Source organism: Thalassovita aquimarina (assembly GCF_018219815.1).
Classification (GTDB): Bacteria; Pseudomonadota; Alphaproteobacteria; order Rhodobacterales; family Rhodobacteraceae; genus Thalassobius; species Thalassobius aquimarinus.
This window is the reverse complement of sequence record NZ_JADMKU010000021.1, coordinates 51,047-75,995: the sequence shown is the minus strand read 5'-3', so window position 1 is coordinate 75,995 and position 24,949 is coordinate 51,047. Positions and strand designations below refer to the sequence as shown.

General features: G+C 63.4%; 21 protein-coding genes and 1 pseudogene. 10 read left to right on the top strand and 12 right to left on the bottom strand.

Going from position 1 to position 24,949, the window contains the following annotated elements:
- Positions 1-323: 323 nt before the first annotated feature.
- From IT775_RS18080 to phnD, 5 genes are all read right to left on the bottom strand, one after another.
- Positions 324-1,229: an HAD-IIA family hydrolase gene (locus IT775_RS18080; RefSeq protein ID WP_343231164.1), complete on the bottom strand. Its 906-nt coding sequence runs from the start codon at positions 1,227-1,229 to the stop codon at positions 324-326.
- Complete coding sequence (phnE, locus tag IT775_RS18075) at positions 1,226-2,023, bottom strand: phosphonate ABC transporter, permease protein PhnE (RefSeq protein WP_212702639.1); 798 nt, start codon at positions 2,021-2,023, stop codon at positions 1,226-1,228. The genes IT775_RS18080 and phnE (IT775_RS18075) overlap by 4 nt, the downstream gene beginning before the upstream one ends.
- Positions 2,023-2,820 carry a phosphonate ABC transporter, permease protein PhnE gene (phnE, locus tag IT775_RS18070; protein ID WP_212702638.1) on the bottom strand — a complete coding sequence of 266 codons (798 nt, stop codon included), beginning with the start codon at positions 2,818-2,820 and terminating at the stop codon, positions 2,023-2,025. Before phnE (IT775_RS18070) ends, phnE (IT775_RS18075) begins: the two co-directional genes overlap by 1 nt.
- Entirely contained in the window at positions 2,817-3,611 is a 795-nt protein-coding gene (gene phnC, locus IT775_RS18065) for a phosphonate ABC transporter ATP-binding protein (RefSeq protein WP_212702637.1), read from the bottom strand. The genes phnE (IT775_RS18070) and phnC overlap by 4 nt, the downstream gene beginning before the upstream one ends.
- A 71-nt stretch (positions 3,612-3,682) precedes the next feature.
- The gene (gene phnD / locus IT775_RS18060; RefSeq protein WP_212702636.1) at positions 3,683-4,666 is read right to left on the bottom strand and encodes a phosphate/phosphite/phosphonate ABC transporter substrate-binding protein; all 984 of its coding nucleotides are present in this window, start codon (positions 4,664-4,666) and stop codon (positions 3,683-3,685) included.
- A gap of 149 nt (positions 4,667-4,815) precedes the next feature.
- Here phnD and IT775_RS18055 point away from each other — a divergent pair, with 149 nt between their 5' ends.
- From IT775_RS18055 to glpK, 3 genes are all read left to right on the top strand, one after another.
- Positions 4,816-5,619, top strand: coding sequence for a DeoR/GlpR family DNA-binding transcription regulator (locus tag IT775_RS18055; RefSeq protein ID WP_212702635.1), 804 nt, complete (start codon positions 4,816-4,818; stop codon positions 5,617-5,619).
- Positions 5,620-5,656: 37 nt separating this feature from the next.
- Complete coding sequence (gene glpD, locus IT775_RS18050; RefSeq protein ID WP_212702634.1) at positions 5,657-7,258, top strand: glycerol-3-phosphate dehydrogenase; 1,602 nt, start codon at positions 5,657-5,659, stop codon at positions 7,256-7,258.
- A gap of 113 nt (positions 7,259-7,371) precedes the next feature.
- Positions 7,372-8,856 (top strand): glycerol kinase GlpK, encoded by a 1,485-nt coding sequence (glpK, locus tag IT775_RS18045; RefSeq protein WP_212702633.1) that lies wholly within the window; start codon positions 7,372-7,374, stop codon positions 8,854-8,856.
- Positions 8,857-9,014: 158 nt separating this feature from the next.
- Here glpK and IT775_RS18040 read toward each other — a convergent pair whose 3' ends face one another.
- Entirely contained in the window at positions 9,015-11,057 is a 2,043-nt protein-coding gene (locus tag IT775_RS18040) for a bifunctional aldolase/short-chain dehydrogenase (RefSeq protein WP_212702632.1), read from the bottom strand.
- Between the two features lie 112 nt (positions 11,058-11,169).
- On the opposite strand from IT775_RS18040, the gene IT775_RS18035 reads away from it, so the two are divergent.
- Positions 11,170-12,138: a sugar-binding transcriptional regulator gene (locus tag IT775_RS18035; RefSeq protein WP_212702631.1), complete on the top strand. Its 969-nt coding sequence runs from the start codon at positions 11,170-11,172 to the stop codon at positions 12,136-12,138.
- Between the two features lie 142 nt (positions 12,139-12,280).
- On the opposite strand, the gene mtnA is transcribed toward IT775_RS18035, so the two are convergent.
- Entirely contained in the window at positions 12,281-13,375 is a 1,095-nt protein-coding gene (gene mtnA, locus IT775_RS18030) for an S-methyl-5-thioribose-1-phosphate isomerase (RefSeq protein WP_212702630.1), read from the bottom strand.
- Positions 13,372-14,637 carry an S-methyl-5-thioribose kinase gene (mtnK, locus tag IT775_RS18025; RefSeq protein WP_212702629.1) on the bottom strand — a complete coding sequence of 422 codons (1,266 nt, stop codon included), beginning with the start codon at positions 14,635-14,637 and terminating at the stop codon, positions 13,372-13,374. The genes mtnA and mtnK overlap by 4 nt, the downstream gene beginning before the upstream one ends.
- A gap of 151 nt (positions 14,638-14,788) precedes the next feature.
- On the opposite strand from mtnK, the gene IT775_RS18020 reads away from it, so the two are divergent.
- The 4 genes from IT775_RS18020 (at position 14,789) to IT775_RS18005 (ending at position 18,936) form a co-directional block, all read left to right on the top strand.
- Positions 14,789-16,300: a sugar ABC transporter ATP-binding protein gene (locus IT775_RS18020; protein ID WP_212702628.1), complete on the top strand. Its 1,512-nt coding sequence runs from the start codon at positions 14,789-14,791 to the stop codon at positions 16,298-16,300.
- 6 nt (positions 16,301-16,306) lie between these two features.
- Entirely contained in the window at positions 16,307-17,323 is a 1,017-nt protein-coding gene (locus IT775_RS18015) for an ABC transporter permease (RefSeq protein WP_212702627.1), read from the top strand.
- Between the two features lie 47 nt (positions 17,324-17,370).
- Positions 17,371-18,408: a substrate-binding domain-containing protein gene (locus IT775_RS18010; protein WP_212702626.1), complete on the top strand. Its 1,038-nt coding sequence runs from the start codon at positions 17,371-17,373 to the stop codon at positions 18,406-18,408.
- Positions 18,409-18,492: 84 nt separating this feature from the next.
- Positions 18,493-18,936, top strand: coding sequence for an RbsD/FucU family protein (locus IT775_RS18005; RefSeq protein ID WP_212702625.1), 444 nt, complete (start codon positions 18,493-18,495; stop codon positions 18,934-18,936).
- A gap of 51 nt (positions 18,937-18,987) precedes the next feature.
- On the opposite strand, the gene IT775_RS18000 is transcribed toward IT775_RS18005, so the two are convergent.
- From IT775_RS18000 to gap, 4 genes are all read right to left on the bottom strand, one after another.
- The gene (locus IT775_RS18000) at positions 18,988-20,118 is read right to left on the bottom strand and encodes a RuBisCO large subunit C-terminal-like domain-containing protein (RefSeq protein ID WP_212702624.1); all 1,131 of its coding nucleotides are present in this window, start codon (positions 20,116-20,118) and stop codon (positions 18,988-18,990) included.
- Entirely contained in the window at positions 20,118-21,122 is a 1,005-nt protein-coding gene (locus tag IT775_RS17995; protein ID WP_212702623.1) for a transketolase family protein, read from the bottom strand. Before IT775_RS17995 ends, IT775_RS18000 begins: the two co-directional genes overlap by 1 nt.
- Positions 21,123-21,133: 11 nt before the next feature.
- Positions 21,134-22,051, bottom strand: a complete 918-nt coding sequence (locus IT775_RS17990) for a transketolase (protein WP_343231165.1) — start codon at positions 22,049-22,051, stop codon at positions 21,134-21,136.
- A gap of 196 nt (positions 22,052-22,247) precedes the next feature.
- Positions 22,248-23,285, bottom strand: coding sequence for a type I glyceraldehyde-3-phosphate dehydrogenase (gene gap / locus IT775_RS17985; RefSeq protein WP_212702621.1), 1,038 nt, complete (start codon positions 23,283-23,285; stop codon positions 22,248-22,250).
- A 201-nt stretch (positions 23,286-23,486) separates the two neighbouring features.
- Here gap and IT775_RS17980 point away from each other — a divergent pair, with 201 nt between their 5' ends.
- Together IT775_RS17980 and IT775_RS21670 are read left to right on the top strand one after the other, a co-directional pair.
- Positions 23,487-24,491, top strand: coding sequence for a LacI family DNA-binding transcriptional regulator (locus IT775_RS17980; protein WP_212702620.1), 1,005 nt, complete (start codon positions 23,487-23,489; stop codon positions 24,489-24,491).
- 250 nt (positions 24,492-24,741) lie between these two features.
- Positions 24,742-24,870 (top strand): annotated as a pseudogene (locus IT775_RS21670) (hypothetical protein); the annotation flags it as partial.
- Positions 24,871-24,949 lie beyond the last annotated feature (79 nt).

Below are 24,949 nucleotides of genomic sequence, written 5' to 3'. Positions count from 1 at the left end.
CAGGTGCCCGAAGGTCTTCCTCTCCGCAATCGCGCTCGCTGCAACCGTCATCTATTGGCTATGAGTCCTGACCCTAACACCGCGATGGCCTGAATTCAGGGGGCAACGTCACCGGTCATGCGTGCGATTTGACGCGAAGGTCCGCTCCCCGCCCATACTTGCTGGGGCAACGTTGGCACGTCGCGGGCGACCTTCAAGTCTGTTTCGGGCTGTAAGTGGTCATTTGCTGCAAAACGGACGAAGGGTCTCTACCGTTGAGTATCCCGATGATTTGGGCTTCCGTGAACCTGTCCGTCGCACCGGTGGCAACCTCTCGGAGCGCGTTACAGGACGTAATCAGGAAAGATCCCCGCGTCCTCGCAGGCCTGACTGACACCCAGCCCTTTCAGCGCCCCGAACCCTGTCATCAAAGCGGTGCGCAAGCCCATCTGATTGCCGCCAAGAATGTCGGTGTGCAACGTGTCGCCCACCATCAGCGTCCGTTCCGGCGGCGGCGGGGCTGCAATCCGCGACAATGCGAGCTCGAAGATATTCGAGAATGGCTTGCCGAAAAAATCCGGCTCCACCCCGTCGATTTCGGCCAGCCGATGGGCAAAGTAACCTGGTTCAAGCGTGAAACCGGCTTCGCGCGGGGCGACAAGATCGGGATTGCCGACGATCACGGGGCGGGGCCGGTCGCGCAGGGCGCTGACCAGAAGGCCCTGGCGATGCGCGGTCCAACTGCCCGAACCGATCAGCATGAACCGGTCGGCTTTCACGTAATCCTCGGGATCGTCGGCAAGTAGCTGCAGGCGGTCGCATTGCAGATCGCTGGTGTCAAAGCACGCCTCTGCCATCGCCCCCCAGCATTCGCCCGGGCGGCGGGGTAGGGCGGCAAGCATGGCTTCCCGGCTCGACACGACCTCTTCGGGGGTGAAATCGAAGCCCAGCCGCGAATAGCGCTGCATCATGATGGATTTCGGATAGCCCGCCGAATTGCTGACGACCATCACCTGCTTGCCGCGCGCGCGCAGCGCGCTGATCATCTCGGCCGCCCCCGGGATTGCCCGCTCTCCGACCGTGAGGACGCCATATGCGTCAAACAGGATCAGGTCGAAATCCTCGGCAATATCCGACAGGGACGAAATCGACCTAGTGGCGCCTTGCCGTTGCGGTTGGGGCAGACGGTTCCGAATTTTTTGATAGGCGGCAAAGGCCCATTCGGGCGTCGGCGCGGGGATGTCCTTCACAAAATGCGCTTGCGCAACCATGCCGATACCACTTCACCCAAGATAACCAATGCAATAATGACCAGGAGGATGGTCGCGACTTCCGGCCAGTTGAACGTGTCTATCGCGCCTTGCAGGATGATACCGATACCCCCGGCGCCGACCAGGCCAAGAACGGTGGATTCGCGCAGGTTGATATCCCAACGCAGGATGCTGACCGCCCAGAAGGTCGGCATGACCTGCGGGACGATGGCATAGACGATGACCTTGAAGCGCGAGGCGCCGGTCGCTTCCAGCGCCTCAACCGGGCGATTGTCGATCTCCTCGATCGCCTCGCCCAGCAGCTTGCCGACGAAACCGATCGAGCGGAACATGATCGCCACGACGCCAGCGATCACGCCGGGTCCGAAGATCGCAACGAACAGCAGAGCCCAGATGATGGTGTTGATCGACCTGCTCGACACCAGGATGAACCGGCCGAGCCAAAGCGTTGCAACATTGGGCGTCGTATTCTGCGCCGCCATATAGGCGACGGGAAGGGATATCACCACCGCGACCGCGGTTGCGATGGTGGCGATGTTCACCGTTTCCCACAGCACGACCAGGATTTTTCCGAGGTTGGACGGGTCGGGAGGCATCATCCGGCCAAACAGGTCGGCAATCTGCTGCGGCGATCCCCATACCCATTCCCAGATCACTTCGATGCTGGTCAGCGCCCAATAAATCACCACGATGCAGAGCAGGAAGACGGAATAGCGCATCACCCTTTGGGCGGGGGTGAAACGTGCCCAATGGTCGAAAATCTGTTCTGTCATCACTTCATCCGTTTCCTGATTTGTCCGCTGACGGCTTCGCTCAGCAGGATGACGCCGACGATCACGATGGTGATGGCGAGGGCGAAGTCATAGTCGTAGCGCCCGAAGGCATTGGCGAGCGTGGCGCCGATCCCGCCAGCGCCCACGATGCCAACCACCGCAGAGGCCCGCAGATTGCTGTCGAGCTGATAAATCGATAGTCCGATCTGGCGCGGCAAAATTTGTGGGAAGACAGCATAGACCAGGGTTGAAAGGAAAGGCGCACCGGCCGCGCGCATGGCTTCGACCTGGCCGAAATCTATTTCCTCGATCCGTTCGGCCAGCATCTTGGCGACGAAACCGATGGAATAGACGATCAGTGTCAGCACACCGGCAAAGGGGCCGAAGCCCACGGCCTTCACGAAGATGATGGCGACGATAACCGGGTGAAAGCTGCGCGCGACGATGATGATGCCGCGGCCGAGATAGTAGATGGGCCGGGGCGCGATATTGCGCGCGGCCATGAAGGCGATCGGGATCGACAGGATCACGCCGCCGAAGGTCGCCAGAATGGCGATCTTGAGGCTTTCGAGGAAACCGTCGATCAACAGCGAACTGCGCTCGAAGCTGGGCGGGAAGGCACCGCTGAAAATGCGCGCCGCACGGGTCAGCCCCTGGCTCGCGCGGTCCCAGTCCAGCGGCAGGGTGGCCGCGGTTATGACCACATAGGCGGCGATTCCCAGAATGACGGCGTAGCGCAGAACGGGATTGGCGATGAAGGGCGGTTTGCGCCAGGTATCACGGGTCTGGTCGGTCATGACGCGGCCACCGCGAATGAGGGATCGGGGGTATATTCGCCGCGTTCGGCCGCCGGGGTGCCCGAATAGATACGGTCCATCGCTTCACGGTCCAGCGCCTCGGGCGCGGCATCGAAAATGATCCGCCCGTAGCGCATGCCGACGATGCGGTCGGTATATTCCTTCGCCTCGGTCGTGTTGTGGATGTTGATCAGAACAGGCAGCGAGAATTCGCGCGCGAGGTCGCGCAGCAACTGCATGATCTGTTCCGAGGTCTTCGGGTCGAGAGAGGCGGTAGGTTCATCCGCGAGAAGGATTTCCGGCTCCTGCATCAGGGCACGCACCACACCGACGCGCTGGCGTTCACCGCCCGAAAGTTCGTCTGCGCGCTTGTTGGCATATCGCGCAATGCCCACGCGCTCCATCAGTTCATAGGCGCGCCGGATGTCCTCCTTGGGGTATTTACGCATCACCGCGCGCCAAGTGGGCAGAACGCCCAGCCGGCCGGATTGGACATTTTCCATCACGGTCAGCCGGTCTACGAGGTTGAAACCCTGGAAAACCATCCCGATCTTGCGCCGGGCGCCGCGCAGCCCGGCGCGGTTGAGGGTCGTCAGTTCGGTGCCGTTCAGGACGATGCTGCCTGACGTCGGTTCCACGAGGCGGTTTATGCAGCGCAGCAGGGTGCTTTTGCCCGCGCCGGACGAACCGATGATGGAAACGACGGTTTCCTCCGCGATCTCGAGATCGAGGTTCTTGAGCACGGGGTCGCCGCTGCCATAGCGTTTAACCAGGCTGGTGATCTTAAGCATTTTTGTCTCCAACAATCTTGACCCGGGGGGACGGGGAGCGCCCCCCGGGTCGTTGCCGAAAAATGGAAGGTTTATTCGGCGGCAAGGCCTTCTGCGGTGTAGGACACGCCGTTTGCGGCCTGGATTTCGCGGATCACGCCCCAGTCTTTCTTGTAGGTGATCGGGACGAACTTGCTCACGCCGGAAAATTCTTCGCCCAGGGCGGTGCCCGCAAAGTCATAGGTGAAGAAGGCTTCGCGGATTTTATCCGCCAGTTCCGGGGCGAGGTTGTGCGCGAGGGTGTAGGACGTCGTCGGGAAGGCGGCAGACTCCCAAATGATCTTCACCTCCTCCGGGTCATAGAGGCCGCGTTCCGCCATCCGGTCCACCACTTCGGATGCCACCGGCGCGGCGTCGTAGTCGCCGGCAACCACGCCCAGCATGGACTGGTCGTGCGACCCCGAATAGGTCACCTCGTAATCCTCATCCGGCACCACGCCCAGATTGGGGAAAAGCGCACGGGGGGCAAGGTTTCCCGAGTTGGAGGTCGGCGAGGTGTGGGCGATCCGCTTGCCCGCCAGGTCCTTCATCGTGTTCAGGCCGGAATCCTTGCGGGTATAGACCTGGAGCTTGTAGCCGAACTCGCCTTTGTCCGACCCCATGATGGCGAACGGCACGGCTCCGGCAAGATTGACGGCAAAGGGCGTCGGCCCGGTGGAGAAACCGGCGATATGCAGCCGGCCCGAGCGCATCGCCTCGACCTCGGCAGAGTTCGACTGCACCGCGAAGAACTGGACATTCTTGCCGGTCACTTTTTCGAGATGTTCGATAAACGGTTCCCAGATATCGGCATAGATGGCCGGATCCTCGACCGGCGTATAGGCAAAGACGAGCGTGCCCGGGTTCTGCAGCTCATCGGGATTCGACGGCGCGTCGGCAACGAGATCGCCGTCAGAATCGCAAAATAGGGTATCGAGCGCCCCCCGGTTGGGGCAGTCCTGCGCGGCTGCGCTGCCTGCTCCGAACAGAACGGCAGTGCATATTCCGGCAGCAAGGTAGGTGAGTTTGGTTGACATGGTTTTCTCCCTGAATTTGGCTGATCGCAGCAAAAAGTGGATTTTTTTTGCGTAATGACAAATAAAGGCAGCAGCTTTTTTCCGAATATGCAACATTTTTTTCTGGAACCTGTCGGAAAACCACGCGATAAACCTCTTGAGAGGGCGATATGCAGGACCAAAACACAACATCCCCGGCGACACCGCGGCGCTTGCGCAAATCCGAACGGCGCGAGCAGATTCTTCTGGAGCTGAGACTCGCGCCGCATGTGCGCATTTCAGAACTCGCCGAGCAGTTCGGCGTTACCACGGAAACCATTCGCCGCGACGTAGAAGACATGTCGCGCGAGGGTTTGCTTAGTCGCGCCCATGGCGGCGCCTCGGCGGCCCCGGTGGGGGCGATGCAGAATTTCGACGAACGCAGCCGCGACCGGGTCGAGGAACGATCGAGGATCGGCCGCCATGCCGCGGCCATGGTTCGGCCGGGCGAGGTGATCTTCATCGATGCCGGGGCCACGACCTTGCAACTGGCCCGGTTCCTGGCCTTCAACGGCACGCCCGTCACCGCGATCACGAACAGTTTGCAGGTGGCGATGGCTCTGGGGCAGAGCAGTGCGACGCGGGTGATCATGTGCCCGGGCGATTACCTGCCCGCAGAATCCGCCGTCACGGGAACCGATGCGATCGAATTCATCGGGCGGCATAACGCGGACCAAACCTTCATCGGTGCATCGGGGATCAGCGAAAGGGGCGTTTCCGAAGCCGTTCCGGGGTTTGCGGCGGTCAAGCGCGCGATGATGCGGCAGAGCCCGCAGACGCATCTTCTCATTGATGGCAACAAGTTCGGCCAAGACTGCCTGGACATCATCGAGCGCCCCGCTGCGTTCCGGACCGTCATCGCGGACCGCGCGCCGGAAAAGACCCTCAAGCAGGCGCTGGTGGGCGCGGGTGTCACGATTTCGGTGGCTGGCTGATCGGCCCCTTTGATGAGTGCGAGGAAAGGACAGCGGGATGGAGAAGGGCAATTCTGGCGATCACATCGTCGATCTGTTCGTTATTGGCGGCGGCATCAATGGCTGCGGCATCGCGCGGGATGCGGCGGGGCGGGGGCTTTCCGTTACGCTGGCCGAAATGGGCGATCTGGCACAGGCCACCTCGTCGTCCTCGACCAAGCTGTTTCACGGCGGGCTGCGCTATCTGGAATATTTCGAATTTCGACTGGTGCGCGAGGCGCTGAAGGAACGCGAGGTTCTGCTTCGGGCGATGCCGCATATCAGCTGGCCGATGCGCTTTGTCCTGCCCTATCACCGCGACATGCGGTTCGAGGCGTATACGCCGACATCGCGCCTTCTTGGGATTTTTATGCCCTGGATGAAAGGCCGCCGCCCTGCATGGCTGATCCGGCTAGGGCTTTTTCTGTATGACCATTTAGGCGGGCGCAAGATCCTGCCCGGCACGCGGACGGTCGATCTGATGCGGAATCCTGCCGGGGCGGCGCTGAAGGACAAGTTTCGCAAGGCCTATGAATATTCCGACTGCTGGGTGGAGGATTCCCGGCTTGTCGTTCTGAATGCCCGCGATGCCGAAGCGCATGGCGCGCGTATCATGACGCGGTCCAGAGTCGTGTCGGCCGTGGTCGAAGACGGGATGTGGACGGTGTTGATCGAAGACGCCGCCACGGGGCACACACGGACCGTCCGGGCGAAGATTCTGGTCAACGCGGCGGGACCTTGGGTGGGCAACGTCATCCGCGATACCGTGCATCTGGATAACGGTGCCGGTGTCCGGCTGGTGCGTGGCAGCCATATCGTGACGCGCCGCCTGTTCGATCATGACAAATGCTATTTCTTCCAGGGGACCGATGGCCGGATCATCTTCGCCATCCCCTATGAAACCGATTTCACCCTGATCGGCACCACGGATGCGGATCACGACGATCCTGACCGATCGCCGGTCTGTACCGAGGCCGAACAGGATTACCTGATCTCCTTCGCCTCCGAGTATTTCAAGGCGCCGCTGTCGCGCGACGACGTGGTCTGGACCTATTCCGGCGTGCGCCCGCTTTACGATGACGGGGCCAGTTCGGCCACGGCGGCGACGCGCGATTACGTTCTGAAGCTCGACGAAAGCACCGGCGCCCCGATTCTGAACGTGTTCGGCGGCAAGATCACCACCTATCGCCGGCTTGCCGAAGCCGCGCTGGAGAAGATCGTCCCGTTCTTCCCCGGTATCGGCGGGCGCTGGACCGAAGGCGCAGCCCTGCCCGGCGGGGATTTCCCGGTGAATGCCGTGGATCGTCTGGTCGCGGAATTGCTGGCGGCCTATCCCTTCCTCAACAATTTCTGGGCGCGGCGGCTGGTCCGGGCCTATGGTTCCGAGGCGTGCGAGGTGCTGGGCGATGCAGGTAGCGTTGACGATCTCGGGCGCGGCTTCGGCGCGACCCTGACCGAACGCGAAGTCGGCTGGCTGATGGATCGGGAATATGCTCGCCACGCCGAGGACGTGGTCTGGCGCCGCTCGAAGCTTGGCCTGCGGATGAGCGCCGAGGAGATCGCGGCGCTGGACGACTGGATGCAGAAAGTCCGGAGCAACGAGCAAGCAGCGGCGGAATAGCGCCGCGCGGGACGGTGGGCTGGAGGGACCCGCAGCCCGGCCGCCGTTTTACCAAGCCGCGTGAAACGCGGTTCAGTACCCTGCAGCCATCAAGGGAAGGGGAGGAGCGAGAGATGACGCATATCCTGGCCATCGATCAGGGTACCACATCAAGCCGCGCGATCCTGTTCGACGCCGGGATGAAGGTTGCGGCTGTCGCGCAGCAGGCTTTTGAGCAGCACTTCCCCCGCTCGGGCTGGGTGGAACACGCCCCCGAAGACCTGTGGCAGACGGTTCTGACCACCTGCCGCGACGCGATGGCCAAGGCGGGGATCGGTGCCGGTGACATTGCCGGGATCGGCATCACCAACCAGCGCGAAACCACGCTGGTCTGGGACCGGGACACCGGTGAGCCGATCCACAACGCTATCGTCTGGCAGGACCGGCGCACCGCCGATATGTGCCGCGCCCTGCGCGAGGCGGGGCACGAAGAGATGGTGACCGGGCGCACCGGCCTGCTGCTGGACCCGTATTTTTCGGGCACCAAGCTGAAATGGATACTCGACAATGTGGAGGGCGCCCGCGCCCGGGCCGAGGCGGGCAAGCTTCTGTTCGGGACCGTGGACAGTTTCCTGATCTGGAAGCTCACCGGGGGCAGGGTGCATGCGACCGATGCTACCAATGCCGCGCGAACCCTGCTTTACGACATCCGCAAGGGGCGCTGGTCCTCCACGATCTGCAGTCTTCTGGACATCCCGATGTCTATGCTCCCCGAGGTTAGGGATTGCGCCGCCGATTTCGGCACGACCGATCCGGCGCTTCTGGGCGCGGCGATCCCCATCCTGGGCGTGGCGGGCGATCAGCAGGCGGCGACGATCGGGCAGGCCTGTTTCAAGCCGGGGATGATGAAATCGACCTATGGCACCGGCTGTTTCGCACTGCTCAATACCGGCGCCGAACCGGTGGCGAGCCGCAACCGGCTGCTGACCACCATCGCCTATCAGCTCGACGGGCAGCCGACCTATGCGCTCGAGGGGTCGATCTTCATTGCCGGCGCGGTGGTGCAATGGCTGCGCGACGGGCTGGGTATCATCAAGGAAACCGCTGAAACACAAACCTTGGCCGAAGCCGCCGATCCGGGGCAGGAGGTGATTTTGGTGCCCGCCTTCACCGGGCTTGGCGCGCCCTATTGGGATGCCGAATGCCGCGGCGCGGTCTATGGGCTGACGCGCAATTCCGGCCCGGCCGAATTCGCCCGCGCGGCATTGGAAAGCGTGGGGTTCCAGACCCGCGACCTGCTTGAGGCGATGCGCGCCGACTGGTCGGGGCAGGGCGATGCCGTGCTCAGGGTCGACGGCGGCATGTCGGCGTCTGACTGGACGATGCAATTCCTGGCCGACATCATTGGCGCACCGGTGGACCGGCCCGAGGTACTGGAAAGCACGGCGATGGGGGCGGCATGGCTCGCCGGGATGCGCGCGGGCGTCTATCCCGGCATGGAAGGTTTCGCCGAATGTTGGGCGCTGGAGCGCCGGTTCCTGCCCGCGATGGATGAAAGCCGCCGCGAAGAAAAATATGCGGCCTGGAAGGCGGCGGTCCGGCGTACGATGGCGAAATGACATTGTGTTCCTGGATCGCGCCGGGGCGGCCGCGCTGTGGCGAAGAGGACCGGCGCCCGAGCTGGATAGCCTGAAAACACAAAGGCCCCGGACACTTGTCCGGGGCCTTTGCCTTGTTCATTCATGGCGCCGTGGGCGATTGGCCCGGCTAGGCTGCCTTAGCGCAGCGCCGCCTCGATATTGCCGCCGTCCACGGTCATCACATGGGCGGTGGTGCGTTCGGATTTGGCCAGCGCGACGAAGGCGTCGGCGACATGGCGCGCTTCGACTTCGCGCTTCAGAAGGTTGCCACCCAGATAGGTCGCCTCGTCCACCTTGCGGGCCGCTGCGCGCGCCGCGATCATTTCGGGGGTCAGTAGCCCGGATCGGATGCGGTCGGCGTTGATCCCGTTCACACGGATGCCTTCGCCGCCAAGTTCCAGCGCCAACTGACGCAGCAGGAAGAAGGTCGTGGCCTTGGGCAGGCCGTAGGCAGCGAAGCCTTTGCCCGGGTTGACCGCCTGTTTCGAGACGTTGAACAGGATCTGCCCGCCGCGCCCCTGCGCCCGGAACACGGCGACGGCGGCCTGGGCGAAGGCCTGATGCGAGAAGAAGTTCAGCTCGAAGCTGGCGCGCAGGGTCTCATCGGGCAGGGTGGCGATGTCGCCGGTCATCGCCGCACCGGCGTTCGACACCAGGATGTCCAGCCCGCCGAAACGGCTGACGCAGGCCTCGACTGCCTCGGCCGGGGTGCCGGGCCGGGTGATGTCCACGGTACAGCCGCCGTGATCGCCGCCCAGGATGGCGATGGCCTTGTCCAGCGCTGAATCGTCCCGGTCGACCAGGAAGAGGGTGGCGCCCTGTGCGGCGAAGGCCTGCGCTGTCGCCAGCCCGATGGCACCGGCGCCGCCGGTCACCATGACGACGCGGCCCTGCATCGCGGGCCGCTTGCCCTTGCCCAGCTTGGCCTGTTCCAGCGACCAGTATTCCATGTCGAACAGGTCGGATTCGCCGATCGGGTGGAAACCGCCGCAGGCCTCGCCGTCGCGCATCACGCGCTGGCTTTGTTCGCCTATATCGGCGGCGATGCGCGCGGCCTTGGCGTCGGCGCCGATGCCGACCAGCCCCAGTCCGGCCACCCAAGCCAGGTTCGGCGTCGGTGACAGCATCGTCTTGGCGCCGCCGAAGCGGGGCGCCTGACGGTCGAAATAGGCGGTGTAGTCGGTCACGAAGCCGTCGACCGCCTTGGCGATCGCCTCGGGCCCGCCAGCCACGTCCTGTTGCGTCAGCACGAGCGGGTGGCCCTTGGTGCGGATCACGTGGTCGGGGGTCGCGACACCACGGGTGGCCAGCGCGGCAATGTCATCGCGTTCGAGGAAGCTCATCACCTCGGCACCGTCGCGGGTATCGAAAACCGGCATCGGCTGGTCCTTGGCCAGATGCGCGCCGATCGCGCCTCGCAGCGCGACCAGCGTTTCGGCACGTCCCGCGGCGGGCAGCGCCGCGGAGGGGCGCAGCGGTTGGGGGCGGCGGTCGGCCAGCCAGGATTCGACCATGTTGGTGTGTTCGATGATCTTGTCATAGGATGACTTGGCGTCCGGCCCCCAAGCGAAATGCCCGTGGTTGACCAGCAGCAGGCCCTCGGCCTGGGGATGCGCCTCGTAGGTTTCGGCGGCCAGCTTGGCCAGCGCGAAGCCCGGCATCACGTAGGGCACAAGCGCCAGCTTGTTGCCGAAAATCTCGCGCGTGGCGGCTTCGACCTCGGGGAGGTTGGCCAATGAGAGGAAGGCGGAGGCATGGGTATGATCGACGTATTTATGCGGCAAGTAGGCGTGCAGCAGCGTTTCCACCGACGGGTTGGGCGCGGTCGAATCCAGCAGGTTCGACCGCTGCACGTTCACCATGTCCTCGTCCGAAAGCTTGTCCAGCTCGCGCAGCCGCATCAGCGGCGCCATGCGCACCGCCGGCAGGCCCGCGGCTTCGATCGTTTCCAGGTCCCAGCCCGACCCCTTGATGTGGATCACGTCGATTTCGTCGCCATAGATGTCGCGCGCGGTCAGCTTGGCCGAGGTGTTGCCGCCGCCATGCATCACCAGGTCGGGGTCCGATCCGATCAGCCGAGAAGTATAGACGCGCAGGGCCAATTCGCGTGCGCCGGGGTCATTTCCGGCCCGATCCTGCATCGCTGCGGCTTCGCTGTCTTGCCATCTGTTCGTGATCATTTCAAAACTCCTGATAGGACTTAGGGTGGCCGGTTAGCAGCCAGGCCTTGATTGTTCAGGTGCGTTATACAAAAGTCAGAATAGTTTGTCATAGATAAAATGAGGCGATGGAATGGTGGGAACGAAACGCAGAACGACAGGGCGGATCAGCGGTGAAAACGTCGTCATAGAAGTGGCCTGGATGTATTATCATGAAGGGTTGAACCAGAAGGAGATCGCCGACCGGCTGGGGATTTCGCGGGCGACGGTGGTGAATTACCTGCAGGAGGCGCGTGAACGCGGCTTCATCAGAATTACGCTGGCTTCGAGCGCCTTCACCACTCATCGCGCGGCGGTCGAGCTGTGCGAAAAATTCGGCCTCACTTCGGCCTATGTGGTTCCGGACGAAGGCGCGGACGTTGAAACCGCCTTCTATCGCGTCGTGCGCGGTGCCGCGGAATGGCTGCCCGAACTTCTGGAGGCCGGGGATCGCCTAGGCGTCGCCTGGGGCCGGACGATTTATGAACTGGCCGAAATTTCCGAGGAGACCCGCATCGACGATCTGACGGTGTTGCAACTGGTGGGCTCGATGGCGACGCCCTATGGTTTCACTGCCGAGGCCTGTTCGACCCGGCTGGCCCAGCGGCTGGGGGCACGCTGCTTCAACCTGCATGCGCCGGCGGTTCTGACCAATGCCGGTCTTGCTGCCGCCCTGCGCGCCGAACCGATCATCCACGATCAGCTCGAGCGGCTGGAAACCTGCAACAAGTTCCTGTTCTCCGTCGGAACCTGCCTGCCCGACAGCCATGTGGTGGGCAGCGGAGTGGCGACCGTTGAGGATTTGGAATGGTATATCGGGCAGGGGGCGACGGCGGTCCTGTGCGGCCGCTTCATCGACGCCGAGGGGCGTGGCATTCCCGGGCCGCTGGATGAACGCATGATTGGCATACCGCTGGAGAAATTGGTCGGGCTCGATCAGGGCATCCTCGTCACGCCGGGAACCGACAAGGTCGAGGCGACGCTGGCCGCGATCCGGGGCGGTTACGTCTCCCATATGGTGACCAGCCTCGGCGTGGCGCAGGAGCTGTTGGAAAAGGGCTGAGGGGTATACCGCGATAGCGCCTGCCGATGGGGCCAAGTGCTATTGCGGGCTCCTGATCGCGCGCATTCGTTTCTTTCACATCGCACCCCCAAAAAAAAGACCCGGCGCTAGGCCGGGTCTTTCGCTTTTTATCGGTGACGGCTCATTGAACGGCAAATTCGGGGAACATTGCCGCCAGCCCTTCGGCCGTTGCCGGGCTCACGCCGCGTTCGGTGATCAGCCCGGTCACCAGTTCGGCCGGGGTGACGTCGAAGGCGGGGTTGCGCGCGGGTGTGCCGTCGGGCGAAATCTGCACCGAGATGATTTTGCCCTCGGGGTCGCGGCCCTGCACATGGGTCACCTCTTCGCCGGTGCGTTCCTCGATCGGAATCTCCTTCACGCCGTCCACCACGGTCCAGTCGATGGTGGGCGAGGGCAGGGCGACGTAGAAGGGCACGCCGTTGGCCTTGGCCGCCAGCGCCTTCAGGTAGGTGCCGATTTTGTTGCACACGTCGCCGCGCGCGGTGGTGCGGTCGGTGCCGACGATTACCAAGTCAATCTCGCCGTGTTGCATCAGGTGGCCGCCGGCATTGTCCACGATCAGGTCGTGGCTGACGCCATGGCTGATCAATTCCCAGCTGGTCAGCTGCGCACCCTGGTTACGGGGGCGGGTTTCGTCGACGAAGACATGGATGTCGATGCCGTCCTCGACCGCGTGATAGACCGGCGAGGTGGCGGTGCCCCAGTCGACGGTCGCCGGCCAGCCGGCGTTGCAATGGGTCAGAACGTTGACACGGCCGCCGCCCTTCTTGGCCGCGATTTCGCGGATGATTTCCAGGCCGTGCAGGCCGATCTGGCGGTTGGTTTCCACGTCTTCGTCGCAGATTTCGGCGGCGCGGGCAAAGGCGGCTTCGGCGCGTAGCTGCGGAGCGAGCGGTTTCAGCACCTTGTTCATCTCGTCCAGCGCCCATTTAAGGTTGATCGCGGTGGGCCGGGTTTCGTGGAGGACCTCGTAGGTTTCATCGAGCGAGGTATCCGACGGGTCCGCCGCCATCTGTACCGCCACGCCATAGGCCGCCGTCGCGCCGATCAAAGGCGCGCCACGCACCCACATGTCGCGGATCGCATCGGCAAAATCCTTTCGCGTGTTCAGCGGTACGATGCGCAGCTCGTGCGGCAGCCAGCGCTGGTCGATGATGCGCACTTCGCCCGAGGGTTCGCGCCAGATGGAGCGGAAATGCTTTCCGTCGATTTTCATAGGTAATCCTCTTGATTGATCCGGCGGGCGAGGTCGGTGACCTCGGTCATTGCGGTGAAGTTTACGCGCCCGACGGCAAGCGCTCGGCCCAGCATCAGGCCGCGCGCCTCGCAGGCGGCGCGGGCCGCGTCGTCGGCGATTTCGTCGTATTCCGCGATATGGGCGAGCCCAAGCGTGCGGCGGTGCATCTCGATCCCGCAGAAGCCAAGACAGTCGCGCCAGATCGCGGCAAGGCGTTCGATCCGCGCCTGTTCCGAGGCCAGCGCATCGCCCTGATCCTCGAACAGGCTGGCCTGGTAGAGGATGCCGGTGCGTTCGGTGCGCCACAGATGGGTGAATTCGGCGGTGAAGGTGCCCCAGATCTCCTCGACCACCGACAGGATCCAGTTCTGGTAATTGGCGCGTGCGCCCTCCGCCTCGGCATGGCCGGGCTGGGCGTAATAGGCCATCAGGAAATTCGCGATCAGCATGCCGATGTCGAATCCCATCGGGCCGTAAGTCGCGAATTCCGGGTCGATCACCCGGGTTTCGGTATCGGTCACCATGACCGAACCGGTGTGCAGATCGCCATGCAGCATGGTTTCGGCATTGTTGGCGAAGGCCATCTTGAGGTGCTGCGCGGCGATCTTCAGATCGCTGTCGGCGCGCAGGGCGGCCACGATCGGTTCGAGCTGGGGCGTGTGGCGGTTCATCTCGGCCTCGAAATAGGGATCCGAGAAGACGAGGTTTTCGGTGATGTCGCAGAGTTCGGCATTGCCCGCGAACAGCGCCAGATCGGCCTTGCGCTGAGCGGTGGGCATCGACAGGTCCGACCCGCGGAACAGCGTGCGTGCGCAGAACCGGCCTAGCACGTCGGCCAGGCCGTCGTGGCGCTTGCCCTCCATCAGGCTCTTGCGCAGGATCACGTGCGGGCTGAGGAATTCCATGGCGATGATCGCCTGGTCCTCGTCGAAGTAATAGATCTCGGGCACCGCACCGGGATCGCGTTCGTCCTGACGCTTCAGGGCGTTGTATTCGAAGAACGCCCGGCGCAACGGCAGCGGCCAGCTTTCGCCGACAAGGCGCACATAAGGCAGCGCCTGCTTCACGATGACACTGCCCTCGGGGCCGTCGATGATGTAGACAAGGTTGAGATTACCATCGCCAACCTCGCGCATGGTCCAATCCTTCGGATCGCCCAGGCGGTCGCGGATAGCGTCAATCGGTCCCAGCCTTTCGGCCAGGGTATCCGGGCTCAGAGCTTGAAATTCCTGAGTCGTCACTGCTCTCCTCCCTTAAGAAGCATTATGAAAAGCGCGCCCTTGGCGGCGCTCTTTCGGCATAGGATTTCGCGTTCTAATGCATTTGTCAAATTATATTGACATTTGATAGTTTCGAGGCATAGCATCAGCGCCAACGGAGGAGAAAAGACAAGTGAACGATCAGGCAATCCGTCTTTCCGGGGTGCGCAAGGCCTTCGCTCGGAACCAGGTTCTGCGGGGAATCGATCTCGAGATTCCCAAGGGCCAAGTCACCGTTCTGATGGGCGCCAACGGGGCGGGCAAGTCCACTCTGGTGAAGATCCTGTGCGGCGTGCATGCGGCCGATGATGGCGAGGTCACGCTGGCTGGCGCGCCCTTTGCGCCCGAAACGCCCTCGGCGGCGCTGGGCGCGGGCGTGGTGACGGTTCACCAGAATATCAATGACGGTGTGGTGCCCGATCTGGATGTGGCCTCCAACCTGTTGCTGGATACGCTGGCCGACGGCGCGGGGTTCTTCGTCAACCGCCGCAAGATGCGCCAACGCGCCCGGGAAATCGCCGCCGCGGTGGGGCTGGATATCGACGTTGGTCAACAAGTCGCCGACCTGTCGCTGGCCGACCGTCAGCTGGTGTCCATCGCCCGCGCCATGGCGCATGAGCCGCGGCTGATGATCCTTGATGAGCCGACCTCGTCGCTGTCGGCGGTGGAGGCCGAGCGCCTGTTCGACCTGATCGACACCCTGCGCGACCGCGGCGTGGCCATCCTCTATATCTCGCACCGTATGTCCGACATCCGCCGCCTCGCGGATCGGATCGTGTCGATGCGCGATGGGATGATTTCGGGCGTGTTCGAGGAACAGCCGCTGGATTATTCCGGTTCGGTCCGCGCCATGCTGGGCCACGCGATCACCGAGGTGGATTTCACGGTTCCAGATACCGGTCGCCCGGTGCTGGAGGTGCGCGACCTGGTGCTGCGCGATGGCGCCGCGCCCTTCTCGATGACCGCACATGAGAACGAGGTGATCGCCGTTACCGGGTTGGTGGGCAGCGGCAAGTCGGATTTCGCTAGCGTCCTCTTCGGGCTGGACCAGCCCGTCTCGGGCGAGGTCGTGCTGGATGGCAAGCGGCATGCACCGGGTACGGTGAAAGAGGCAATCGCTGCGGGTGTTTTCCTGTGCGCTAAGGACCGGCTGTTCAATGGCGTGGTAACCGATCTCGATATTACCCGAAACATCACCCTGCCTTTCCTGTCGCGCCACAGCCGGATGAGCTTCGTTTCCGCCGGTTCCGAAAGGGCGACGGCGGAGCGCATGGTGAACGAGATGGGCGTGGTCTGCCAAAGTCCCACGGACGGCATCCTGACCCTGTCGGGGGGTAATCAGCAGAAGGTGATGGTCGCCCGTTGGCTGGCCGAGGCGTCGCGGCTTCTAATCCTCGACGAACCCTTTCAGGGTGTCGACATCCGGGCGCGCCGCGACATCGGCCACAAGATTCGAGAAACAGCTGGCGACCGGGCCACGATCGTCTTCGTGGCCGAACTGGACGAAGCTTTGGAAATCGCCGACCGCATTCTCGTGATGAGCGAGCATTCGATCGTCGGCGAACACCGTAACGAAAAGGTCGACGTGTCCGCGATCATGGCCCAGGTGGTTCATGCCGCGACGGCGCGCGCAGCAGGAAAATAAGACAAGATGAAGACTTCCCCGAACCTGACCGACATTGCCATCAAATACGGTTTCCTCGTTCTGATGGCCGGACTGATCGTGTTTTTCGGTATGATGGCCGATGGCTTCCTGTCGCCCTTCAGCGCGGTGTTCATCCTGCAATCGGTGGCGATCACCGGCATCCTGGCGCTTGGGGTAACCGCGACGCTGGTGGTGGGCGGCTTCGACCTGTCGATCGGGGCGACGGCGACATCGGCGCTGATGCTGTCCTCCTACGTCATGGTGGTGTGGGAAATGAACGCGGCTTCGGCGGTGATTCTGTGCCTGCTGATGGGCATGGGCGTGGGGCTGGTCAATGGGCTTCTGGTCGTGAAGATGAAGGTGCCGGACCTGCTGGCGACGCTGGGCATGATGTTCCTGCTGGTCGGTCTGCAGCGCATCCCGACCGAGGGGCGTTCGATTTCCACCGGCATGGCGCTGCCCGACGGCAGCACCGCCATGGGCACCTTTTCCGACGCTTTCCTGATGCTTGGACGGCACCGGCTTGATCTTTTCGTGCCCAAGCTTCTGCCGTTGTCGGTGGTGTTCCTGGTCGTCATCGCCATCGCCGTCTGGGTGTTCCTTGAGCTCACCCGCCACGGACGGCTGATGTATGCGATCGGGTCCAATGCGCAGGCGGCCAGCCTCGCGGGCACCAATGTGAACCGCTACAAGATCCTGGCCTACATGATCTCGGGCACGCTGGCTTCGGTGGGGGGAATCCTTCTGGCCGCGCGGTTGGGGCGCGGCGATGTGGCCTCGGGCAACAACCTTCTGCTCGACTCGGTGGCCGCCGCGCTGATCGGTTTCGCGGTGCTGGGCGCGTCGAAACCCAATGCCTTCGGCACCGCCATCGGGGCGCTTTTCGTGGGCATCCTGCTGCAGGGCCTGACGATGCTGAACGCGCCTTACTACACCCAGGACTTCATCAAGGGCGGCGTTCTTGTCGTCGCGCTTGTCTTCACTTTCGCGCTGTCCGGCAGAGGAGGCCGGGGGCGCGGCTGACCGCAAGGTAACAAACAAAGAAAATAACGGAGAAAAGGGAGGAAACCATGATTTCCAGACGACTGTTTACAGGGTTGATCGGTGCCGCGGCGATGCTGCCGGGCCTGGGCTGGGCGGCGGATATGCCCAAGCCGTTCGACAATGCCGGCGACGTCAAGGTCGCGCTGGTGCGCTACCTGTCCACCGGTGACTTCTTCCAGGCCTATCTGTCGGGTGTGGAAAAGCAGGCCGAGGCGATCGGCGTCGATCTGCGCGTCTTCGACAGCCGCCAGGACGCGGCGCTGCAGGCCGACATGGTGGATCAGGCGATCGCCTTGGGCATTGACGGGATCATAATCCAGCACGGGCTGACCGAATCCATGCAGGCCGCCGCGCAGCGTGCTGTGGACGCTGGCATCAAGGTCGTGGCCTTCGACGTGAATGTCGAAAACGCCGCCATCCCGCAGGTCGAACAGTCCGACCGCGACCTGGCCCGCCTGGCGCTGGAACAGGCGGTCGAGGATAACGGCAACGAATTCGTCGCCGGTTACGTCTATGTTCCGGGCATCGCGCCGCTGGATCGCCGCGATGAGACCTGGAAGAAGGTCAAGGGCGACAATCCGGGCATCAAGGAAGTCGCGCAATTCGGCACGTTGGACAACCCGATCGCCAACTCGGTGGCTAACCAGGCGCGTTCGGTGCTGTCGGCCAATCCGAACATCACCGTGATGTTCGCCCCCTATGACGAATTCGCCAAGGGCGTGAAGATCGCCGTGGACGAAGCGGGCATGTCGGGCAATGTCTCGATCTATTCGGCCGACGTTTCGACCGCCGACATCGCCGCGATGCGCGAAGGCGGATCGGCCTGGAAGGCGACCGCCGCCACCAATCCCGCCGTGGTGGGCGAGGTTTCGGTGCGCGCGCTGGCGATGCTGCTGGCGGGCGAAGACCCGGGCCACAACGTCGTCGTGCCGCCGACCCTGATCACCCAGGCGATGCTGAACGATCTGGACATCAAGAACATGGGGGAACTGGGCACCAAGGTTCCCGCCTTCGCCCATGCCGATGTCGCGGTTCCCGGCTGGATGCCGCTACCGGCGCGCTGATCGGCGGTTGATAGACCACTACTCACGGACCAGCGGGGTCGGGGCAGGCGCCCCGGCCCCGTTTTCATGTAAGGAGGATAACTGATGCTCAAGGGAATAGATTCGCGTATGCCCGCCGATCTGCTGGACGTGCTGATGCGGATGGGCCATGGCGACGAGATCGCAGTCGTGGACTGCAACTATCCCGCCCACAGCAGCGCGGCGGGCACCGTCACCGGCCGGGTAATCGAACTGCCGGGGTTTTCGGCACCTGAGGCGATAGAGATGGTCTGCACGCTGATGCCGCTCGATCCCTTCGTGCCGGAGGGCGCGCTGTGGATGGAGGTGGACGGCAAGGGCGCGCAGCCCAATCCGGTGCATGAGGAGGCGATCGCGATCCTCGCGCGCGAGATGCCCGAGGGCGGCGGGGTCGGGGCGATCGCGCGGCAGGATTTCTATGCCCGCGCGCGGCAGGGCTTCGCCGTACTGCGCTGCACCGAAACCCGCGGCTATGGCTGCTTCATCCTTCGCAAGGGCGTGATCCTGTAAAAAACCGGCCCTTGAAGGGGCCGGTTTCAGTCGACCAAGGGGGTCGCAATCTCAGGTTTTTGCGCCCTGAGTTTGATTCAGCGCCGCCCGCATGGCGGCAATGCCTTCGCCGATCCGCTCGCCGTGGCGCAGCAGGCTGCCGCCCAGCAGGTAGACGACGTCTTCGCCATACACCGCCGCCATGTCGGCAGCGCGTTCGACGCTCATGCCGCCGCCGGGGCTGGGCAGCATCGGCTTGCCCGGTCCGGCGCCATCGCGGCAGGCATCGGCGATCTGTGCGCATTCTTCGGGGGTGAAGCCGAACCGCCCGCCCGCATTCGGGAAGACCGAGATGTCGGCCCCGGCGAGGCGCTGCAGCGTGCCGAAGATCACCCCGTGGTCGAAACCGGTTTCGGGCGACAGAACGTAGGGCCCAAGGAAGCTGGGATGGGTCATCACCGGCATGTTCAGGATCGCATCACGCGCGATGCGCGACACCACACCAAAGCCCAGCAGCCCCGGCATGATCAGAAGCCCGTCTGCACCGGCTTCCTTGGCGAAGCGGATATTGGCCTCCAGCTCATCCGCCTGGCCAGCGAGCGACGGGAAATAGAGCGCGTGTCGCCCGGTTTCGGTATTGGCGCGGGCCACGGCGGCTGCGGTTTTTTCCACCCTTTCGCGGAACGGTGCCATGGGCTGATCCATGATGCCGTGGTCTTCCTTGACGATATCCGCGCCGCCCTTGGCGGAGAGATAACCGATCTGCGCCAGGTCGTCGGCGCCAAGCCCCTGGGGTTTCAGCACCGGGGCGATCAAGCCGCCCTCGTGGCGGCCGCATAGCGCGCGGATGCCTTCGATGCCGAAGCGGGGGCCGGGATGGCGCGAGGCCATTTCCTTGCCAGGGTCGATGCCGATTACCCGCAGCCCGCGTTGGATCGAGGAATTGCCGAAGATCACGTTGAAGAACTGCGTCAACTCGAAACCGGCGCTTTCGGGGCTGTAGGATATGGTGGCGCGGAAGCGGCCTTCGTCCTCGGCCCCTATCTCTTCGACCCGGCCGAGGATTACGTCCTCGACGAAACCGGCGGGCACCACGTCGCGCGGGATTTCCACCGTCTGTTCCAGCGCGATCGCCTCGGCGCGGGCGTTCGCCTCGGTCTGATCCGCGGCGAAGATGCGATAGGTAACGGTGAAGCGGGCCATTACAGGGCCTCGGCCTTGACGGCGGAATGCACCGCCTCGACCCGGACCGCGTCCAGCGCCCCCTCGTCGATGCCGGTTTTCTCGCCGGTCAGCCGTTCGATCCCGCGCACCAGCGCCAGCGCGTCCAGCCCGTAATAGTTCATCAGGTAGGGGCGCGACCCGCCATGGGCATAGGTATCCTGCAGCCCCAGCCGGATCAGCTTCTTGGCCAAACCGGCCTCGGCCAGCGCCTCGGCGGTCATCGACCCGATACCGCCCGCGACAAGGTGGTTTTCTAGCGTGATGACGCCGTGTTTCACGCTTGCCGCATGGGCTACGATGGCGTCGGCGTTGAAGGGCTTCAGCGTCGACAGGTGCAGGTGGCGCACCGATACGCCCGCCTTGTCCAGCGCGCCGCGGGCGCGGATCGCTTCCTCGGTGGTGATGCCGGCGGTGATCACCAGAACATCGGTGCCCTCGGACAGAACCCGCATCTGCCCCACCTTCAGCGGGCTGTTGAACAGCCGCGGGACCGACCCGCGCAGCACCCGGCAATAGACCGGGCCGTCGATGCTGTCGGCGGCTTCGACTATGCCTTCGACCTCGGTCGCGTCGCCGGTTTCCAGCACGGTCATGTTGGGGATCGTGCGCATGATAGAAATATCCTCGATCGCCTGGTGCGTCATGCCGCCGGGCGTGGTGATGCCGGGCAGGAACCCCATCAGCCGCACCTTGCGCCGCGGATAGGCGACCGAGGCCATCAGCTGATCATAGGGGCGCCGATAGAGGAACACGCCGAAGGTGTGGATGAAGGGGCGAAAACCCGACAGGCCCAGCCCGCCAGCGAAGGACAGCATGTTCTGCTCGGCCATGCCCATGGACAGGAACTGGTCCGGGTGGCGGTCGCGGAAACCATCGATTTCGCAACTTGAGGTGAGGTCGGCGGACAGGCACAGCACCTCGGGGTGCTGCACCGCGTATTTTTCGAAAGCGCCGGCATAGGGGCGGTTGACCATTTCGACCATCGCGTTTCTCCTCACTGGCCGTAGTTGATCGGGTCGATGCCCAATTCGGCGGCGATTGCGTGGTTCATGTCGGCGCGTTCCTGTTCGGATTTGAAACGCACGTAATGCAGGCGTGGGAAGCGCTGCTGCAGGAATTCCATGCCCTTGGTCGGGCTGGAATGGGCCAGCATGATCAGCGGGCGGCCTTCATGCGGTTCGGCCTTTGCCTGACGCATCGCGCCGATGTCATGGGCATCGATTTCGACCACCACGGCGCCGAAATTACGCAGCTTGGTGGCGATGTCGCCCACTTCCATCACGCTGTCCATCGCGCCGTCGCATTGCTGGCGGTTGACGTCCATGATGGCCCAGAGGTTGTCGATCCCGTGATGGGCGGCGGCCTGCACGGCCTCCCAGGTCTGGCCTTCCTGAACTTCGCCGTCGGACATGAAAACGCAGACCTCGCCGGTTTCGCCCCGCCGCTTGCGGCCCCAGGCCAGCCCCGCGCCGGTCGACAGGCCGATCCCCAGCGTGCCGTTATGCACCTCCATGCCGGGGCTGTGCTCGGCACCGATCATTTCGACCGAAGACCCGTCCTTGTTGAACATTTCAAGCCCCTCTGGCGCCATGCGACCGACCTCGATCAGGGTGGCGTAGGCGACCAGCGCGTAATGCGCGGGGGCGATGAACAGCCGGTCGTAATGCGGCTCGAACGGGCCGTTATAGCCGGCGCCGGTCACGTAGTCGGGATTGTCGGCCGAAGGCACGCCCGAAAAGGGACGCGGGATCATCGGCAGCGTCGGCTGACCGAGGTTCAGCGCCTCGTTGTAGAGAAAAGCCAGCTGTTCGGCGGCTGAACAGGCCTGGCTGAGATAGCCGCCATTGTTGCGCATCGAATGTTCAAACACCCGCCGCCGGATGCCGAGAGCGACCTCTTCGGTGGTTTTCACGTTCTGCAAGCCAGGCCCCCGTTTCATAAACTCTGTTCGTCCCCCTTATCCGACAGGGATCATACAATAGTCAATAGAGTTTGACTAATGATAATGATTGACCTGTCAGGCAAGGTGGTATCGGGCAGGGAAGGGCGGTTTTCGGACTTCGCGGTCATAGAAAAAGGCGCGCAGAAGATTCGCGCGCCTCAGTGGCTCAGCCGGCCACAAGCTCCGGCATCTTGGCCGTCTTGCGCATCAGCGCGGCGATGCGCCGTGCGGTGTCGAGCATGCGGTTGGAGAAACCCCATTCGTTGTCATACCAGCTCACGATCCGGACCAGCCCGTCCTTGGTCACGGTCGTCTGCGCCGCCGCGAAGCAGGAAGAATGGGGGTCGTGGTTGAAGTCGATGGAAACGAGCGGGGCGTCCTCATAGGACAGGACCCCCTTGAGCGGCCCTTCCGCCGCCGCGCGGATCGCCGCATTGATGTCTTCGCGGGTGGCTGGGCGTTCGGGCATGAAGCTCAGGTCCACCAGCGACACATTCGGCGTGGGAACGCGGATGGAGGATCCTTCCAGCTTACCCGCCAGCCCCGGCAGTACCTGCGAAATCGCGCGCGCCGCCCCGGTGGAGGTCGGGATCATCGATAGCGCCGCGGCCCGCGCACGGTAGAAATCGCGGTGATCGGTGTCATGCGACGGCTGATCGCCGGTATAGGAGTGCACGGTGGTCATGTAGCCGGTCTTGATGCCGAAAGCGCGGTCGAGAACCATCGCCACCGGCGCCAGGCAGTTGGTGGTGCAGGAGGCGTTGGATGTGATCACGTCCTTCGCGGTCAATTCGTCGTCGTTGACGCCGTAAACCACGGTCCGGTCCACATCGGTGCCCGGGGCCGAAATCAGCACCCGGCGGGACCCGTTCTGCAGGTGCCGCGCGGCCTTGTCGCGGCTGGTGAACAAGCCGGTGCATTCGAAGGCGATATCGACATCCTGCCAAGGCAGGTCCTCGGGATTGCGGATGGCGGTCAGGCGGATGCTTTGGCCGGCGACTTCGAGGGTATCGCCCGCCAGCCGGAGATCGGCTTGCAGGCGACCATGTACGCTGTCGTATTTCAACAGGTGGGCCAGGTGATCGGGCGGGGCCAGGTCGTTGATGGCGACGACTTCGAAGTCGTCCGCGCCGCTTTCGATCAGCGCCCTCAGAATGCCGCGGCCGATGCGGCCAAATCCGTTGATTGCAATCCTCGTGGTCATATCCGTTCTCCTCTCCGGTGACTGCGGCTTTGCCTGCTCCGTTGTCTTTATTGTCTTGGCAGTGATTCCGTTATCGCTACCGTTATCGTTACCGATAACGTTACCGGTTGTTGCGGGCAAGATATAAAACGATGGCAAGCCCGCGCCGGGCCGCACGCTTTGAAGCTTGCGAAGACGCGGAATGTGTCGGACTATCGGCGGATGGGAAAAAAGCTTCTGCTGAAAGACATTGCCCGCCTCGCCGGGGTGAGCGAGATGACTGCCTCGCGCGCATTGCGGGGCGCCCCGGACGTATCCGAAAGCACCCGCCAAAAGGTGCAGGATTGCGCCCGCAAGGCCGGATACGTGCCGAATCGCATCGCCGGGGCGTTGTCGTCGAAATCGGTCAACCTAGTGGGCGTGGTGGTGCCGTCGCTCAGCAGCTTCGTCTTTCCCGAGGTGCTTTCAGGGATTTCCTCGGCGCTGAAGGGCAGCCCGCTCAAACCGGTGATCGGCGTGACCGGCTATGACCTGCAGGAGGAAGAGGAGGTGATCCGCGAAATGCTCAGCTGGCGCCCCTCGGGCCTCATCGTTGCCGGGCTGGAACATAGCGAGGCGGCGCGCACCATGCTGCAGGCGGCCGATTGCCCCGTGGTCGAGATCATGGATACTGACGGCGACCCGGTCGCCCATTGCGTGGGCATCTCGCATCTCGAGGCGGGGCGCGCGATGGCGGATGCGCTGGCCGCGCGGGGCTATCGCAGGATCGGCTTCATAGGCACCAAGATGCCGCAGGATTTCCGGGCCGAAAAGCGGTTGCGCGGCTTCCTGGACGGGCTGGCGGCTCATGGGCTGGAACTGGCGGATCGGGAGCTCTATTCCGGCACGTCTTCGATCGAGGCGGGGCGCAGGTTGACGGCAGAATTGCTGGAGCGGACGCTGGACCTGGAGTGCATCTATTTTTCCAGCGACGTGATGGCGATCGGCGCATATATGAATTGCCTTGCAGCGGGGCTAAGGATTCCGGAGGATCTCGCAATCGTCGGGTTCAACAACCTGGAGCTTCTGAAGGGCCTGCCGCTGGAATTGGCGACGACCGAGGCGCATCGTTTCGAGATCGGGGAACGCGCCGCAGAGATCGTGCTGGCGGCGCCCAAGGAGGCCGGCGCGGGGGATGTGACGATCGTGAAATTTCAGCCGTCCATATCGCCGGGGCAGTCTCTGTGACTCAGACGCCAGCGCGGTACGAGAATTGCGGTCGTGTTTTCGCCAGATCGCCATCGCCAACTCTATCGCTGATCCGGACATATCCATAGCTTTGTTTTCCGAGCGGTGATCGGCGGTGTGCGCTTAAAATTGGGCAGCCGAGGGGCGTCGTCTGTCGTGCTTGCTGCTGCACTGCGGCGTTCCGGGGCTGCGCAATTCCGGCTTCGCGCAATCGGACGTGACCTATTGGGCTGCGACCGGCACCAGCACGATGGAGGGCAGGGCCCCGTCGGAGAAACCGCGTACCATCGCGACGCTGGTCGAAGAACATATCCACTTGGTCGCACTGGTCGATAGTGGCATCAACGGTGTTTCCGATCTGAAAGTCAGGCTTCTCGACGTGGGTCATAGCAAGGGCAAGACCATCACGCTGCAAAGGGCTCTGTCCGGGGTCGGCGTGCCGCTGTACCCGGATTTCT

Bases quoted from the DNA above. Each gene is read 5' to 3' on its own strand.
- IT775_RS17980 (WP_212702620.1), top strand. From the start codon at position 23,487: ATGGGAAAAAAGCTTCTGCTGAAAGACATTGCCCGCCTCGCCGGGGTG.
- IT775_RS18000 (WP_212702624.1), bottom strand. From the start codon at position 20,118: ATGGCCCGCTTCACCGTTACCTATCGCATCTTCGCCGCGGATCAGACC.
- IT775_RS18040 (WP_212702632.1), bottom strand. From the start codon at position 11,057: ATGATCACGAACAGATGGCAAGACAGCGAAGCCGCAGCGATGCAGGAT.
- phnC (WP_212702637.1), bottom strand. From the start codon at position 3,611: ATGCTTAAGATCACCAGCCTGGTTAAACGCTATGGCAGCGGCGACCCC.
- phnE (WP_212702638.1), bottom strand. From the start codon at position 2,820: ATGACCGACCAGACCCGTGATACCTGGCGCAAACCGCCCTTCATCGCC.
- phnE (WP_212702639.1), bottom strand. From the start codon at position 2,023: ATGACAGAACAGATTTTCGACCATTGGGCACGTTTCACCCCCGCCCAA.
- IT775_RS18010 (WP_212702626.1), top strand. From the start codon at position 17,371: ATGATTTCCAGACGACTGTTTACAGGGTTGATCGGTGCCGCGGCGATG.
- glpK (WP_212702633.1), top strand. From the start codon at position 7,372: ATGACGCATATCCTGGCCATCGATCAGGGTACCACATCAAGCCGCGCG.
- IT775_RS18055 (WP_212702635.1), top strand. From the start codon at position 4,816: ATGCAGGACCAAAACACAACATCCCCGGCGACACCGCGGCGCTTGCGC.
- mtnA (WP_212702630.1), bottom strand. From the start codon at position 13,375: ATGAAAATCGACGGAAAGCATTTCCGCTCCATCTGGCGCGAACCCTCG.
- IT775_RS18035 (WP_212702631.1), top strand. From the start codon at position 11,170: ATGGTGGGAACGAAACGCAGAACGACAGGGCGGATCAGCGGTGAAAAC.
- IT775_RS18015 (WP_212702627.1), top strand. From the start codon at position 16,307: ATGAAGACTTCCCCGAACCTGACCGACATTGCCATCAAATACGGTTTC.
- glpD (WP_212702634.1), top strand. From the start codon at position 5,657: ATGGAGAAGGGCAATTCTGGCGATCACATCGTCGATCTGTTCGTTATT.
- phnD (WP_212702636.1), bottom strand. From the start codon at position 4,666: ATGTCAACCAAACTCACCTACCTTGCTGCCGGAATATGCACTGCCGTT.
- gap (WP_212702621.1), bottom strand. From the start codon at position 23,285: ATGACCACGAGGATTGCAATCAACGGATTTGGCCGCATCGGCCGCGGC.
- IT775_RS17995 (WP_212702623.1), bottom strand. From the start codon at position 21,122: ATGGTCGAAATGGTCAACCGCCCCTATGCCGGCGCTTTCGAAAAATAC.
- IT775_RS18005 (WP_212702625.1), top strand. From the start codon at position 18,493: ATGCTCAAGGGAATAGATTCGCGTATGCCCGCCGATCTGCTGGACGTG.